Annotated in this window: 14 protein-coding genes; 7 read left to right on the top strand and 7 right to left on the bottom strand. The window is 70.4% G+C overall.

Annotated features, from left to right (window positions below; translation table 11 throughout):
• The first annotated feature begins 91 nt into the window (after positions 1-91).
• Positions 92-1,480, top strand: a complete 1,389-nt coding sequence (locus OG219_RS10615) for an aldehyde dehydrogenase family protein (RefSeq protein WP_266825223.1) — start codon at positions 92-94, stop codon at positions 1,478-1,480.
• 17 nt (positions 1,481-1,497) lie between these two features.
• Complete coding sequence (locus tag OG219_RS10610; protein WP_266825221.1) at positions 1,498-2,580, top strand: Zn-dependent alcohol dehydrogenase; 1,083 nt, start codon at positions 1,498-1,500, stop codon at positions 2,578-2,580.
• 144 nt (positions 2,581-2,724) lie between these two features.
• On the opposite strand, the gene OG219_RS10605 is transcribed toward OG219_RS10610, so the two are convergent.
• The 3 genes from OG219_RS10605 to OG219_RS10595 form a co-directional block, all read right to left on the bottom strand.
• Positions 2,725-3,657 (bottom strand): DMT family transporter, encoded by a 933-nt coding sequence (locus OG219_RS10605; protein WP_266836055.1) that lies wholly within the window; start codon positions 3,655-3,657, stop codon positions 2,725-2,727.
• Positions 3,658-3,740: 83 nt separating this feature from the next.
• Positions 3,741-4,466: a helix-turn-helix transcriptional regulator gene (locus tag OG219_RS10600; RefSeq protein ID WP_266825219.1), complete on the bottom strand. Its 726-nt coding sequence runs from the start codon at positions 4,464-4,466 to the stop codon at positions 3,741-3,743.
• 289 nt (positions 4,467-4,755) lie between these two features.
• Positions 4,756-5,397, bottom strand: coding sequence for a TetR/AcrR family transcriptional regulator (locus tag OG219_RS10595; protein WP_266825218.1), 642 nt, complete (start codon positions 5,395-5,397; stop codon positions 4,756-4,758).
• A 67-nt stretch (positions 5,398-5,464) separates the two neighbouring features.
• Between OG219_RS10595 and OG219_RS10590 the strand changes: the two genes are divergently transcribed.
• The 3 genes from OG219_RS10590 to OG219_RS10580 all read left to right on the top strand — a co-directional run bounded on the left by OG219_RS10590 (position 5,465) and on the right by OG219_RS10580 (position 7,747).
• On the top strand, positions 5,465-6,616 hold the full coding sequence (locus tag OG219_RS10590; protein WP_266825216.1) for an acyl-CoA dehydrogenase family protein: 1,152 nt from the start codon (positions 5,465-5,467) through the stop codon (positions 6,614-6,616).
• A gap of 134 nt (positions 6,617-6,750) precedes the next feature.
• The gene (locus tag OG219_RS10585) at positions 6,751-7,038 is read left to right on the top strand and encodes a YiaA/YiaB family inner membrane protein (RefSeq protein ID WP_266825214.1); all 288 of its coding nucleotides are present in this window, start codon (positions 6,751-6,753) and stop codon (positions 7,036-7,038) included.
• An 82-nt stretch (positions 7,039-7,120) separates the two neighbouring features.
• Positions 7,121-7,747, top strand: coding sequence for a TetR/AcrR family transcriptional regulator (locus OG219_RS10580; protein WP_266825212.1), 627 nt, complete (start codon positions 7,121-7,123; stop codon positions 7,745-7,747).
• A 24-nt stretch (positions 7,748-7,771) separates the two neighbouring features.
• On the opposite strand, the gene OG219_RS10575 is transcribed toward OG219_RS10580, so the two are convergent.
• Positions 7,772-8,233 carry a MaoC family dehydratase gene (locus OG219_RS10575; protein ID WP_266825210.1) on the bottom strand — a complete coding sequence of 154 codons (462 nt, stop codon included), beginning with the start codon at positions 8,231-8,233 and terminating at the stop codon, positions 7,772-7,774.
• A 107-nt stretch (positions 8,234-8,340) separates the two neighbouring features.
• Between OG219_RS10575 and soxR the strand changes: the two genes are divergently transcribed.
• The gene (gene soxR / locus OG219_RS10570; RefSeq protein ID WP_266825208.1) at positions 8,341-8,871 is read left to right on the top strand and encodes a redox-sensitive transcriptional activator SoxR; all 531 of its coding nucleotides are present in this window, start codon (positions 8,341-8,343) and stop codon (positions 8,869-8,871) included.
• 46 nt (positions 8,872-8,917) lie between these two features.
• Here the strand turns inward: soxR and OG219_RS10565 are convergent, their stop codons facing one another.
• From OG219_RS10565 to OG219_RS10555, 3 genes are all read right to left on the bottom strand, one after another.
• The gene (locus tag OG219_RS10565) at positions 8,918-9,985 is read right to left on the bottom strand and encodes an RNA ligase (ATP) (protein ID WP_266825206.1); all 1,068 of its coding nucleotides are present in this window, start codon (positions 9,983-9,985) and stop codon (positions 8,918-8,920) included.
• Between the two features lie 120 nt (positions 9,986-10,105).
• On the bottom strand, positions 10,106-10,825 hold the full coding sequence (locus OG219_RS10560; protein ID WP_266836054.1) for a 3-keto-5-aminohexanoate cleavage protein: 720 nt from the start codon (positions 10,823-10,825) through the stop codon (positions 10,106-10,108).
• A gap of 120 nt (positions 10,826-10,945) precedes the next feature.
• Positions 10,946-11,551, bottom strand: a complete 606-nt coding sequence (locus OG219_RS10555) for a hypothetical protein (protein WP_266825204.1) — start codon at positions 11,549-11,551, stop codon at positions 10,946-10,948.
• A 331-nt stretch (positions 11,552-11,882) separates the two neighbouring features.
• Between OG219_RS10555 and OG219_RS10550 the strand changes: the two genes are divergently transcribed.
• Positions 11,883-14,678, top strand: a complete 2,796-nt coding sequence (locus OG219_RS10550) for a penicillin acylase family protein (RefSeq protein ID WP_266825202.1) — start codon at positions 11,883-11,885, stop codon at positions 14,676-14,678.
• Positions 14,679-14,690: the final 12 nt, after the last annotated feature.

The following is a 14,690-nucleotide window of genomic DNA, read 5'->3' as shown; positions in this document are numbered from 1 at the left end:
CGGGCACTTGGGCACCCTGGCACCCTGGTGCCGGAAAACTAACACCGCTAGTTTGAGGGCGGGCGACGCTGCCCTGCCCGGGAGGAACACGATGAAGGCTCATCACGGCATGTACATAGGCGGCGAGTGGCGCCCCGCCGCCGGCGCGGACACGATCGAGGTCGTGAACCCGGTCGACGAGCAGGTGATCGGCCGGGTCCCCGCGGGTACCGCCGCGGACGTCGATCACGCCGTACGGGCCGCCCGTGCCGCCTTCCCCGGCTGGGCCGCGACCCCGCCCGCCGAGCGGGCCGCGAAGCTGGCCGCCCTCCGCGACGTGCTCGTCGCACGCAAGGAGGAGATCGCGGAGACCGTCACGGCCGAGCTCGGCTCGCCGCTGCCGTTCTCGCAGGCGGTGCACGCGGGGGTGCCGGTCCTGGTGGCGGGTTCGTACGCCGAGCTGGCGGCGACGTACGCCTTCGAGGAGAAGGTGGGCAACTCGACCGTCTACCACGAACCCGTCGGAGTGGTCGGCGCGATCACGCCCTGGAACTACCCGCTGCACCAGATAGTCGCCAAGGTCGCCCCGGCGCTGGCGGCCGGCTGCACGGTGGTCCTGAAGCCGGCCGAGGACACCCCGCTGACCGCCCAGCTCTTCGCCGAGGCGGTGGCCGAGGCGGACCTTCCGGCGGGTGTCTTCAACCTCGTCACCGGCCTCGGCCCGGTCGCGGGTCAGGCGCTCGCCGAACATCCGGACGTGGACCTGGTCTCCTTCACCGGTTCCACGGCGGTCGGCAGGCGGATCGGCGGGACGGCCGGTGCGGCGGTCAAGCGGGTCGCCCTCGAACTCGGCGGCAAGTCCGCCAATGTCATCCTGCCGAGCGCCGACCTCGCCAAGGCCGTCAACGTCGGCGTCGCCAACGTGATGTCCAACTCCGGTCAGACGTGCAGCGCCTGGACCCGGATGCTGGTGCACACCTCACAGTACGAGGGGGCCGTCGGGCTGGCCGCCGCGGCCGCGGCCAAGTATGGCGATCGCATCGGCCCGGTCGTGAGCGCCAAGCAGCGGTCCCGGGTGCGGAGTTACATCGAGAAGGGTGTCGCCGAGGGCGCGCGACTGGTCGCGGGCGGACTTGAATCCCCGCGCGAGCACGGGTACTTCATCAGCCCGACCGTCTTCGCCGACGTCACACCGGACATGACGATCGCCCAGGAGGAGATCTTCGGGCCGGTGTTGTCGATCATCCGGTACGAGGACGAGGAGGAAGCCGTCCGGATCGCCAACGGCACGGTGTACGGGCTCGCGGGCGCCGTCTGGGCGGCCGAGGAGGCGGAGGCGGTCGCCTTCGCGCGGCGACTCGACACCGGGCAGGTCGACATCAACGGAGGACGGTTCAACCCCCTGGCCCCGTTCGGGGGTTACAAGCAGTCGGGCGTGGGGCGTGAGCTGGGCTCGCACGGGCTGTCCGAGTACCTCCAGACCAAGTCCCTTCAGTTCTAGGCCTCAGGAGCACGCACGTGGTTCGCGCAGCTGTACTTCCCGCCGTGGGCGCCCCTCTGGAGATCGCCGAGATAGACCTGCCGGAACCCGGTCCCGGCCAGGTCCGCGTGCGGCTCGCCGCCGCAGGGGTCTGCCACTCCGACCTCTCCCTGTCCGACGGCACCATGCGGGTGCCCGTCCCCGCGGTCCTCGGCCACGAGGGCGCCGGGACCGTCATCTCCGTCGGGGACGGCGTCACGCACATCGCGCCGGGCGATGAAGTCGTCCTCAACTGGGCGCCGTCCTGCGGCAGTTGTCACACCTGCTCGCTGGGCGAGGTGTGGCTGTGCGCCAACGCGCTGAGCGGCGCGGGTGACGTCTACGCCCGGCGCACCTCCGACGGGAGCGATCTCCACCCCGGCCTGAACGTCGCCGCGTTCGCCGAGGAGACCGTCGTGGCCGCCGGATGCGTACTCCCCCTGCCGGACGGCGTACCCCTCACCGACGCCGCCCTCCTCGGCTGTGCCGTCCTCACCGGATACGGTGCCGTCCACCACTCCGCCAAGGTCCGACAGGGCGAGACCGTCGCGGTGTTCGGGGTCGGCGGAGTCGGTCTCGCGGCGCTGCAGGCGGCCCGGATCGCGGGCGCCTCGAAGATCGTCGCGGTCGATGTCTCACCCGCCAAGGAGTCGCTCGCGCGCGACGCGGGCGCCACCGACTACGTCGTGGCCTCCGACACCACCGCCCGCGAGATCCGCGCCCTCACCGGCAAGCAGGGCGTCGACGTGGCCGTCGAGTGCGTGGGCCGCGCCGTCACCATCCGCACCGCCTGGGACTCCACCCGACGCGGCGGCCGCACCACCGTCGTCGGCATCGGCGGCAAGGACCAGCAGGTCACCTTCAACGCCCTGGAGATCTTCCACTGGGGTCGGACGCTTTCCGGTTGCGTGTACGGCAACTCCGACCCGGCGCGGGATCTGCCGGTACTGGCGGAGCATGTGCGGGCGGGACGCCTGGACTTGGGGTCACTGGTCACGGAGCGCATCGGGCTGGAGGGGATTCCGGGGGCGTTCGGGAACATGGTGGCGGGGAAGGGGGGACGGGCGGTGGTGGTCTTTTAGAGGGCGGCGGTTTCGTTCCGGGGCTGGGGTTTCAGCCCGTCCGGCGTTTGAGGACGAGCGCGTCAGCGCGATACGGGGGTCTGGGGGCGGAGCCCCCAGGAGCAAGGGACGGGTAGGGGCGGAGGGGGCGAAAACCGCCCGGGCTCAGGCCCGGTCGGGCTCCCGCTCCGGCTCCGGCGCGGCCACCCTCGGGCGGGACCGGGACACCGCCACCCCTGCCAGGCACAGCACCCCGCCCGCGAGCGTCAGCAGCCCGGGGACCTCGCCCAGGAACAGCCAGGACATCAGCACCACCAGCGCCGGCACCGCGTACGTCGTCGCCCCCATCCGGCTCGCCGTCGTACGGGCCAGCGCGTACGCCCACGTGGTGAACGCCAGCGCGGTCGGAAACACGCCCAGGTAAAGCATGTTGAGCGTCGCGGACACGGGCGCGTCCGCCGCTTCGTGGACGAGTTGTCCGGCGAACGGCAGGCATGCGACCGCCCCGACGAGGCAGCCGAACGTCGTGGCCTGGAGCGGGCTCGCCAGGCCGAGGACGGGCTTCTGGGCGACGACCCCGGCCGCGTAGGTGACGGCCGCGAGCAGACACAGGACGACCCCGAGGACCGAGGAGCCGCCCCCGCCGGACATCGAGAGCCCCACGGCGACCGCCCCCGCGAACGACACCGCCATCCCCGCGAGGAGGCGCGGCGGCATGGCGTCGCCGAGCAGCCTGGCACCGAGCAGGGCGATGAGGATCGGGCCGATGTTCACGACGAGCGCGGCCGTACCGGCGTCCACCTGTTGCTCGCCCCAGTTGAGGGCCACCATGTAGACGCCGAACCAGAGCACGCCGGATACGGCGATGCCCCGCCAGGCCGGACGCGGTGGCCAACCCTCCCTGCGTACGAGGCAGATGGCGCCCAGCGTGACGGCGCCCGCCAGCAGCCTTCCGAGGGCGAGCGCACCCGGCGAGTACGAGGCACCCGCGCTCCTGATCGAGACGAAGGCCGAGGCCCACAGCACGACGGTGACGGTCGCGGCGCCCGCGGCGAGTCTGTCGGTTCGCCGGGCGGTGCCTTGGGCCGGGGTGGTCATCATGCTCCTGAGGCTAGGTGGGCGCGGAGGCGGGGTCTGGCGGATTTCGGACGCTGTGCCTGGGGGGACGGTGCCGCCCTCGTTCAGTGCAGCGCCGTGGCCTCGATGCCGAGGAGGTCGGTGAAGGCCCGTTCGCCTTCGGGGGTGACCTTGACCGCTCGCTCCGAGCCGATGCGTACGCACCAGCGCGCGTCCAGCGCATGGCGGCACAGGGCCGCGCCGGCGGTGCCCGCGAGGTGGGGGCGGCGTTCGGTCCAGTCGAGGCAGGCGCGGGTGAGAGGGCGTCTGCCCGTGCGGTCCAGGTCGATGCCGGCGGTGTCGAACCAGCGGAGGCCGGCGTCGGTGAGCGCGAAGCCGGTGTCCTGGCGGAGGAGGCCGCGGTCGGTCAGGGCGTCGGTGAGGGTGATGCCGAGGCGGCCGGCGAGGTGGTCGTAGCAGGTGCGGGCGCGGGACATCGCGGATCCGGCGCCGGCCTCCCGCAGGGTGCGGGGGCGTCTGTCGGCGGTCGGTGCGACCTGGGCGGCGAGATCCTCGACGAGCTGGGCGACGCCGGTGTCGGCCAGCCGTACGTATCGGTGCCGGCCCTGTCGCTCCTCGGTGAGCAGGCCGCCCGCGACCAGCTTGCCGAGGTGCTCGCTGGTGGTGGACGGGGCGACTCCGGCGTGCCGCGCCAGCTCGCCGGCGGTCCATGCCCGGCCGTCGAGCAACGCCAGCAGAATGCAGGCCCGCGTCTCATCTGCAATCAGCCCTGCCAGCGCCGCCAGTCCCGGGCCTGCCGGATTCCTCGCCCTTGTCATGCCGTCCAGCATGCGCTGGGAACGGTTCGGCGGGCACCGAAGGGTGGTGGTGGGTGGTGGTCTTTTCGCCCCCTCCGCCCCTGCCCATTCCCGTCACTTGGGGGCTCCGCCCCCAAACCCCCGCTCCTCAAACGCCGGAGGGGCTGAATCTTCCCCCGCAGACCTTTCAGTCCCGGCCGGGGAGAGATCTTTCAGCCCGTCCGGCGTTTGAGGACGAGGCCGTCCAGGCCGAAAGCGGGGGTCTGGGGGCGGAGCCCCCAGGAACAAGGGACGGGTAGGGGCGGAGGGGGCGAAAAACCCCTCACTCCCCCCGCCCCAGCCCCTCGAACCGCACCGCCAACCCATCCAGCAACGCCCTCAACCCCACCTCGAACGCCCGCTCGTCGATCTTCTCCTGGTGCTCCGCGAGGAGATGGGCCTGCCCGAGGTGGGGATAGTCCGCGGGATCGTACGCCGCCGCGTCGTCGACGAAGCCGCCGGCGAAGGAGTCGAGGGCGGAGCCCATGATGAAGTAGCGCATCAGCGCGCCGATGGACGTGGCCTGCGACGGCGGCCACCCCGCCTCGACCATCGCGCCGAAGACGGCATCCGCGAGCCGGAGCCCGGCAGGCCGCCGCCCGGGCCCCCGCGCAAGGACCGGCACGATGTTCGGATGGTCGCGCAGCGCCGCCCGGTAGGACACGGCCCAGTCGTGCAGCGCCGTACGCCAGTCACGCCCGTCCTCGAACATCGACAGGTCGACCTGCGCGCTGACCGAGTCGGCGACCGCTTCCAGGATCTGGTCCTTGGTCGGGAAGTGGTTGTAGAGGGAGGGCCCGCTGACCCCCAGTTCGGCCGCGAGCCGCCGCGTGGAGACGGCGGCCAGTCCCTCGGCGTCCACCAGCGCACGTGCCGCGCCGACGATGCGGTCGGTGCTGAGGAGGGGCTTGCGCGGTCGGGCCATGGCGCACATAGTAGGGCTGCGCCTGGAAACTAGCAGTGCTAATTAAAATGTAGTGGGGTGACTCGTCATGAACCTGGAGCTCAGCGAGGAGCAGACCGCCGTCCGGCGGCTCGCCAAGGACTTCGTGGACCGCGAGATCGCCCCGCACGTCATCGAGTGGGACCGCGCGGAGGACGTCGACCGGTCCATCGTGAAGAAGCTGGGTGAGGTCGGCTTCCTCGGGCTCACGATCGACGAGGAGTACGGCGGCAGCGGCGGCGACCACCTCACGTACTGCCTGGTGACGGAGGAGCTGGGCCGCGGCGACTCCTCCGTGCGCGGGATCGTGTCCGTCTCGCTGGGCCTCGTCGCCAAGACGATCGCGTACTGGGGGAGCGAGGAGCAGAAACGCCAGTGGCTGCCGGGGCTGACCTCCGGCGAGTACGTCGGATGCTTCGGGCTCACCGAGCCCGGCACCGGCTCGGACGCGGGCAACCTCGCGACGAAAGCCGCGCGCGACGGCGACGACTACGTCATCAACGGCACCAAGATGTTCATCACGAACGGGACTTGGGCCGATGTCGTACTCCTCTTCGCCCGGTCGACCGACGCCCCGGGACACAAGGGCGTCTCCGCCTTCCTCGTACCGACCGACACTCCGGGACTGTCCCGCCGCACCATCCGCGGCAAGCTCGGACTGCGCGGGCAGGCCACGGCGGAACTGGTCCTCGAGGACGTGCGCGTCCCCGCTTCGGCGATGATCGCGCCGGAGGGCAAGGGCTTCGCCGTCGCCATGTCCGCGCTCGCCAAGGGGCGGATGTCGGTGGCCGCGGGCTGTGTCGGCATAGCCCAGGCGGCGCTGGACGCGGCGGTGGCGTACGCGACCGAGCGGGAGCAGTTCGGCAAGACCATCGCCCATCACCAGCTGGTGCAGGAGCTGCTCAGCGACATCGCCGTGGACGTGGACGCGGCGCGCCTGCTGACCTGGCGGGTCGCCGATCTCGTCGACCGCGGGCTGCCGTTCGCCACCGAGTCCTCGAAGGCCAAGCTCTTCGCCTCCGAGGCCGCCGTGCGGGCCGCGAACAACGCCCTCCAGGTCTTCGGCGGCTACGGCTACATCGACGAGTACCCGGTGGGCAAGCTGCTGCGCGACGCCCGCGTGATGACCCTCTACGAGGGCACCAGTCAGATCCAGAAGCTGGTCATCGGGCGGGCGCTGACAGGGATTTCGGCCTTCTGAGATCGAGGCCACGGCACTGCACCGGACGAGGGCGACGGGGTCCCGGTGTCCGGATGCCGGCCGGGGTGTTCTGAGTACGCGTCTGAGTATCCGGGCGGATGTGGGCCGCAGGACCACGGCCGATCCTGTTTCCCATGAGTGAGACACCGGTCAAGCAGCAGTCCACCGCGGCCTTCTACGGCCAGGCGGTCGCCTCCTTCGCCATCGCCATGGTCGCGACCGCCATCGGCATCTTCAAGCTGGACGCCAACGCCTGGGTGCGCTCTTTCCTGGGAATCGCCGTCCTCTACCTCGTCACCTCCGCCTTCACCCTGGCCAAGGTGATCCGGGACCGTCAGGAGGCCGGGCAGATCGTCAGCCGGGTCGACCAGGCGAGACTCGAGAAGCTGCTCGCCGAACACGACCCCTTCGAGAAGCTCTGATCCGCCCTGAGCGGGCATGCTAAGCGCTCGCTCAGGTTCGGGGGTATGGTGTCACCCTGCCAGTGGAAGGGGCGAACCAGCGATGAGTACGGCGGAGGAGACGGCCGGCGGCGAGACGCAGCCGTGGGCCGAGGTCACCCCGGACGCGGCCCGGCGGCTGCTCGTCGCCGCCGTGGAGGCCTTCGCCGAGCGCGGGTACCACGCGACGACGACCCGGGACATCGCGGGCCGCGCGGGCATGAGCCCGGCCGCGCTGTACATCCACTACAAGACCAAGGAAGAGCTGCTCCACCGGATCAGCCGGATCGGGCACGACAGGGCGGTCGACATTCTGCGGACCGCCGCGGAGGGTGACGGCAGCGCCGCCGAGCGGCTCTCGGACGCCGTGCGGTCCTTCGTACGGTGGCATGCCGCGCAGCACACCACCGCGCGCGTCGTGCAGTACGAGCTCGACGCACTCGGTCCCGAGGCGCGTGCGGAGATCGTGGCCCTGCGGCGACAGACCGATGCCTCCGTGCGCGGCATCATCCAGGACGGTGTCGCGGCGGGCGAGTTCGACGTGCCCGACGTGCCGGGCACCACGCTCGCGGTGCTCTCGCTCTGCATCGACGTGGCACGCTGGTTCAACGTCAACGGGCTCCGGACCCCGGACGAGGTCGGCGCGCTCTACGCCGACCTCGTACTGCGGATGGTGGGGGCGAAGCCGTAGCCGCGTGGGGCCGGCCCGGAAGTCTCAGAAGTAGTAGCGGGACACCGACTCCGCCACGCACACCGGCTTGTCGCCGTCCTCGCGTTCGACCGTCACCGTCGCCGTGACCTGCACACCGCCACCGGCCTCGGCGACCTCCGTGAGGACGGCGGTGGCGCGCAGCCGCGAACCCACCGGGACGGGCGCGGGGAAGCGGACCTTGTTGGTGCCGTAGTTGACGCCCATCTTCATGCCCTCGACGCGCATCACCTGCGGCACCAGCGCGGGGAGCAGCGAGAGCGTCAGATAGCCGTGCGCGATGGTCGTGCCGAAGGGGCCCGTGGCGGCCTTCTCCGGGTCCACGTGGATCCACTGGTGGTCGCCCGTGGCGTCCGCGAACAGATCGATCCGCTTCTGGTCGATCTCCAGCCAGTCGCTGTGGCCCAACTGCTCGCCCACGCCCGACTTCAGCTCGTCGGCGGACTTGAAGATCCTCGGCTCTGCCATGTCCCTGGCCTCCCGCATGTCAATGTCTAAGCGACTGCTTAGCATGGTCGGGTGCGGGCCGGTTGTCAACGGACCGGACGGGTGGCGAGGTGGGTAGGGTTGGAGGGGTGCCCCAGATCCCTGAGAAGATCCACGAGCTGACCGTCGGCCAGCTGTCGGCGCGCAGCGGCGCCGCAGTCTCCGCCCTGCACTTCTACGAGTCCAAGGGCCTCATCAACAGCCGCCGGACCACCGGGAACCAGCGCCGCTACCACCGCGACGCACTGCGCCGCGTCGCCTTCGTGCGCGCCGCGCAACGCGTCGGCATCCCGCTCGCCACCATCCGCGAGGCGCTCGCCGAACTCCCCGAGGAGCGCACCCCGACCAAGGAGGACTGGGCCCGCCTCTCGGAGGCCTGGCGCTCCGAACTCGACGACCGCATCAAGCAGTTGAGCCGCCTGCGGGACCATCTGACGGACTGCATCGGCTGCGGCTGCCTGTCCCTGGAGACCTGCGTGCTCTCCAACCCGGACGATGTCTTCGGCGAGCGCCTGACAGGCTCCCGCCTCATGGCGGAACGCGCCCGCCCGGCCACCGGACCGGACAAGCGCGCCACTCCTCCCGCCGCGCCGCAGAAGGAGCCCGAGGACTGCCGCTGAACGGCGGGCTCCGTACATCCGACCCGTAGGTCTGCTCGTACTCCGCCTACTCGTACTCCGTGCCGCCCTTCCGTGTCAGATACGCCGGGCTGACCGCCTTCGCGATGGCCCGGCCACCCGTCACCGGGCTGTACCGCTCGGCGGCAGGACGTACGACGACACCCTCGCGCAGATGCAGTTCGCGCCCGGAGACGGTCTCCCGGCCCGAGGCGATCTCCAGGACGCGGTCGATGTCGTACGGACCCTCGTACAGCCTTGGAACCAGCGGCAGTTCGCCGTCGAGGAGCGCCGCCGCGTCCAGCCAGCGGATCTCGCCGTCGATCTCCGCGGACACGTCGAACACGGCGTAACCGAGCGTCTCGCGGCGGCCGTCGGCGCCGTACGTCAGGTCCTGTACGCCGGCTCCGTACACCTCGCCGAAGATGCCGACCCGGCGCGCGCCGAGCCGTTCGGCGAGCCGGGCGGCGGCTTCCGGAACGCCATGGCCGTGCACGGCTCGCCAGTACAGATTGCGTGGATCCTCCTTCAGGGCGAGGGACTTGGCGCCGAAGCCCTTGGAGGAGACATGGACGCGGCCCTCGTCGGCGAGGTACGTCAGCAGGCAGGCAGAACCGTGCAGCTTCTCGGTCAGGACGACCGGCTCGCCCGGCGCGAAGATGTCCGGGTACCGCTGGATGTTCTCGATGTCGACCCAGGGAAGCAGATCGGTCGCGGACTCGACGTCGCCGTTCATCGTGGGCGGGATCGGCGGCACCCACTTGACGATGCCTAGGGCCTCCGCGAAGTCGGTCCCGTCCTCGGCGGCCTTCGTCAGGTCGACCTCCGCCAGCGCCTGCGGGCGGCAGACGATGCCCTGCGACAGCTCACCGCGCAGCCGTACGGCCTTGACCCGGTCCGACCTGCTCCCCGCGAGCCGCCCGGTCAGGCCCAGCTCTTCGATGAGCCCGGCCGGGAGCACGGACTGCTCCGGGATGTAGACGGCCCGCTCGCCGGTGCGGTAGGCGCCCTTGGCGACGACGGCCCGGTACAGGCCCACCTGGGCCAGTTCGAGGGCGTCGGCGTTGGGATGCTCATGGATGGTCAGCACTTCGGCGGTGACGCGCAGCGTCGACATCGGGGACTCCTCGGGTTCCTCAGCTGTGTTTCATCGCCCCCAACTGTCCGGACGGGAAAGGGCTGGAGCGAGCGGATTTGCGGCTGGTAGCGTCGGGATCTTCGGCCGCGTTGGCCTGCCCTACGACGAGCGCCGAGCCTGCCCGTGCTGATACTGAACGAGGCCATGGGCGACCAACTGACCGTTGGACATGGCCAGTTCACCATCCGGCAGCAGCAACGTGTCCTCCAGGCCGATCCGGGTGGCGAGCCCCAGTCGCCCCGCGAGTCGCAGCACCGGCCAGGTGCCGCCGTCCATGCCGTGCAGCAGGACGGGGCGGCCGTGGGCGGTGCCCAGGTCGGAGAGCAGTGCGTGGGCAGACTTCTCCGCGGTGTCGGGCGAGGTGTCCATCACCTCGGCGAGGACGCGCAGCACCCGTGGTCCGAGAGGTGACGTCGCGAACCGCGCGGCGCCCTCCGTGCCGGACCAGATGCCCGCCTCCACGCCGATTCCGCGGTCCAGGAGCGCCGCCGCGAGTTCCTCGGCGCCCGGCTCGTGCCAGTTGACCGAGGCGTGGTCGGGCAGGACGGTCCAGGAGCGGACGCGCTCCAGGCGGGCCGCGGGGTCCGGCTCGGCCCAGGCGCCGGTGGTCACGCCGACCGGGACGCGCACCCGTGCCCGTATTGCTTCCAGCGTCGGAGTGAGCGCCTTCGGCGACAAGGTGTCGTCCCCGCAGGGAGACTTGGGGTGGACATGGATGTCCGACGCTCCGGCCGCGGACTCGGCCATGTCCCCGGGCGACAACGGCACGAAGGCGCCGTCACCGGCTCCCCGGGTTCCGTTCACACAGACCTGCACCATGCCCTCGATAGTGGCACCCGCCACTGACAACTCCGGCGCGGGGAACTGCGCGCCCGGCCACGAACAACCCGCGGCGGACGGCTCACCCGCAGTTCCCGGCCGGCCGATCCGGCCGAACACTCACGCCGATGCGAGCAGCAGCTGTCCGCGCCGGGCCTCCGCCAGCGCCTCCGGGGTGAGAACAGGCCGCGGCACCACTATTCCGCAGCGCGTGCAGACAGGACCCGACGACGGTTCGTGTGCCAGGTCGTACTTCCAGTCGAGGCGCCCGCCCGCGCACACCGGGCACACCGCACCCGGCTCGCGTTCCAGTGCGGCGATCAGCCGGCGCAGTACCTCGGCCAGTGGTTCATGGGGGTGGACCCGCGGGTCGTCGCACCACGCGACGCCGAAACCGCCCCAGGTCAGCCGGTGCCAGTCGTCCACGGTGCCCGGCCTGCGCAGCCCGTCGTGCTTCTCTTTCTTGCGCCGCTCCGCGAACCCGGCCTCATAGGCGAGCCAGACGGAGCGGGCTTCCTCCAGTTCGTCCAGTGCGGCCACGAGCCGCGCTGGATCGGGGGAGCGGTCCTCGGGGCCGAAACCGGCCCGCGAACTCAGATGGTCCCAGGTCGCCCGATGCCCGTAAGGGGCGAACCTCTCAAGGCACTTGCGCAGTGAGTAGCGCCGCAGTGCCAGATCACTCCTCGGATCTCGCACCTGTCTCGCCAGACTCCGGAAACCGGCCATCGCCCTGCACCTCCGTCACACCTGCACCTGTACTTCGGTCACTTCGGCGTCGTCGTTGTACGGACTTCGCCGAATAGACGTATCGACAAGCGATTCGGCTCCATCCGATTTCCGATGACCACCCATAAGCCATCTGCCGAACCCCTCATGGCCTACCCCTGAACCCTGTGAGCTGCCTGTTGTCCGTCTGTCCAATGCCGCGACGGGCGGCGCGCCGTGAGGCGGGGAGCTCCCAACGGACACCCCAATCCCAAAAAGTGACGCATGTTCACCTTCAAACGCGGGGATACCGGCGGTAACGTCCGGCCCACCCCCGTCGCGAGGAGCTGCCATGACACGGCGCATCCCACGCACCATCCTGGACAGACTGAGAACTCCCCGCAGATTGCCCAAGTTCCTGAAGGCAGCATCCGTATGCCTTCTCATTGCCGGTCTTTTGTCTCCCCTTACCCAAGCGTCTGCCGCGGGGACGGCGGTCACGGCGGCCGCCGCCAACGACTACTGCGGCGCTCAGTGCTCCGACATCCTGCCGCCCGGTGAGAACGGCAACGCGACCCTCGCGCAGATCCTGCTCAACCAGGTCTTCGGCTCCCAGCCCGCTCACGCCGAGGACCAGCTCGGCCCCTACGCGAACCTGGCCTCGGGCTACTCCGGACTCACCGACGCCAAGATCAACACCTTCTTCAACGACGCCTCGTTCGGAGTCGCCGCCGACCAGGTCGAGTCGACCACGAACCCCGCCGGGCGCACCGACGTCACGATCGTCCGCGACAAGAAGACCGGCGTCCCGCACATCACCGGCACCACCCGCTACGGCACCGAGTTCGGCGCCGGATACGCCGCCGCCCAGGACCGGCTGTGGCTGATGGACGTCTTCCGGCACGTCGGACGCGGCAAGCTGACCCCCTTCGCGGGCGGTGACCCCTCCAACCAGGGCCTTGAGCAGCAGTTCTGGCGCAGCGCGCCGTACACCGAGGCCGATCTGCAGGCCCAGATCGACAGCGCCACCGCCAACAACGGCGCCCGCGGCCAGCAGGCCCTCGCCGACGTCACCGCCTACGTCGCCGGCATCAACGCCTACATCGACGCCTCCGACAGCGGCCGCTACTTCCCCGGCGAGTACGTCCTGACCGGCCACAAGGACTCCATCACCAACGCCGGAACCATCGAGCACTTCAAGCTCACCGACCTGGTCGCGCTGGCCTCCGTCATCGGCGCGCTCTTCGGCTCCGGAGGAGGCGGCGAGGTCAGCAACGCGATCTCACTCCTCGCCGCCCAGTCCCAGTACGGAGTGACCGAGGGCACCAAGGTGTGGGAGTCCTTCCGCGAGCGCAACGACCCGGAAGCCGCCCTCACCCTCCATGACGGCCAGAGCTTCCCGTACGCGACGAAGCCCGCGGTCGCACAGGGCCAGGCACTGCCCACCGCCGGCACGGTCGCCGAGGAGCAGCTCGTCTACGACCGCACCGGCAGCGCCGCCACCACGACGGCCACCGCCACCTCGACCGCGGCGGCCGCCACTGCCCTCACCTCGGCCAAACGCGGCATGTCCAACGCCCTCGTGGTGAGCGGTGATCACACCGCGAGTGGCCACCCGATCGCCGTCTTCGGTCCCCAGACCGGCTACTTCGCGCCCCAGCTCCTGATGCTCCAGGAGATCCAGGGCCCGGGAATCAGCGCCCGCGGCGCCTCCTTCGCGGGGCTGAGCATGTACGTCGAACTCGGTCGCGGCCAGGACTACTCCTGGAGCGCGACCACCTCCGGCCAGGACATCATCGACACGTACGCCGTCGAGCTGTGCCAGGACGACTACCACTACCTCTACCACGGCACCTGCACGGCCATGGAGAAGATCGAGCAGACCAACTCCTGGGTGCCCACCACCGCCGACGGCACCGCGGCGGGCTCGTACCGCATGCAGGTCTACCGGACCAAGTACGGCCCGGTGACCCATCGTGCGACGGTCGACGGCAAGAAGGTCGCCTACACCAGCCTGCGCTCCTCCTACATGCACGAAGCCGACTCGATCATCGGCTTCCAGATGCTCAACGACCCCGACTACGTCAAGAGCCCGGAGACCTTCCAGGCCGCGACGCAGCACATCAACTACACCTTCAACTGGTTCTACGCGGACTCGTCGCACACCGCGTACTACAACAGCGGCAACAACCCGGTGCGCGCCTCCGGCGTCGACGCCGAGTTCCCGGTGTGGGCGCAGGCCGCCTACGAGTGGCAGGGCTGGAATCCGGCCACGAACACCGCCACCTACACCCCGGCGTCCGCGCACCCGAACGACATCGACCAGGACTACTACATCTCCTGGAACAACAAGGTGGCCCAGGACTACGCGACGGCTCCCTGGGGCAACGGTTCCGTCCATCGCGGCAACCTCATCGACGACCGGGTGAAGAAACTCGTGACCGCGGGTGGTGTGACCAGAGCCTCGCTCACGAAGGCGATGGCCGACGCGGCGGTCGCCGATCTACGGGCCGAGGACGTGCTCCCGGACCTGCTCAAGGTCGTCAACAGCCAACCAGTCACCGATACCGCGGCCGCGGCGGCGGTGAGCAAGCTGTCCGCCTGGGTGACGGCCGGGTCCAAACGCACGGAGACCTCGTTCGGCTCGAAGACCTACGCCAACGCCGACGCGATCCGCATCCTGGACGCGTGGTGGCCGCTGCTGGTGAAGGCCGAGTTCGAACCGGGTCTCGGCACCGACCTGTACACCGCGATCACCACCAGCCTCCCCATCGACGAGGCGCCGTCGGCCGGGCACGGTCCGACCGGCTCGCACGCGGGAAGTTCCTTCCAGTACGGGTGGTGGAGCTATGTCGACAAGGACATCCGGTCGGTGCTCGGTGAGTCCGTGCAGGGCCCGCTGGCGCAGAAGTACTGCGGCGGCGGCACCCTCGGCGGCTGCCGGGACATCCTGATCAGCACCCTCAAGACCGCGGCCGGCAAGACCGCGGCCCAGGTCTACCCCGGTGACGCCCAGTGCTCGGCGGGCGATCAGTGGTGCGCCGACTCGATCGTCCAGCGGACGCTCGGCGGCATCAAGCACTACAGCATCAGCTGGCAGAACCGTCCGACCTACCAGCAGGTGGTGGAGTTCACTTCGCACCGGTGACGGGGCAGTACC

The sequence above is a fragment of the Streptomyces sp. NBC_00038 genome (assembly GCF_026343635.1).
Taxonomy (GTDB): domain Bacteria; phylum Actinomycetota; class Actinomycetes; order Streptomycetales; family Streptomycetaceae; genus Streptomyces.
The sequence above is the reverse complement of the archived record's forward strand: the minus strand, read 5'-3'. Positions and strand labels throughout refer to the sequence as shown.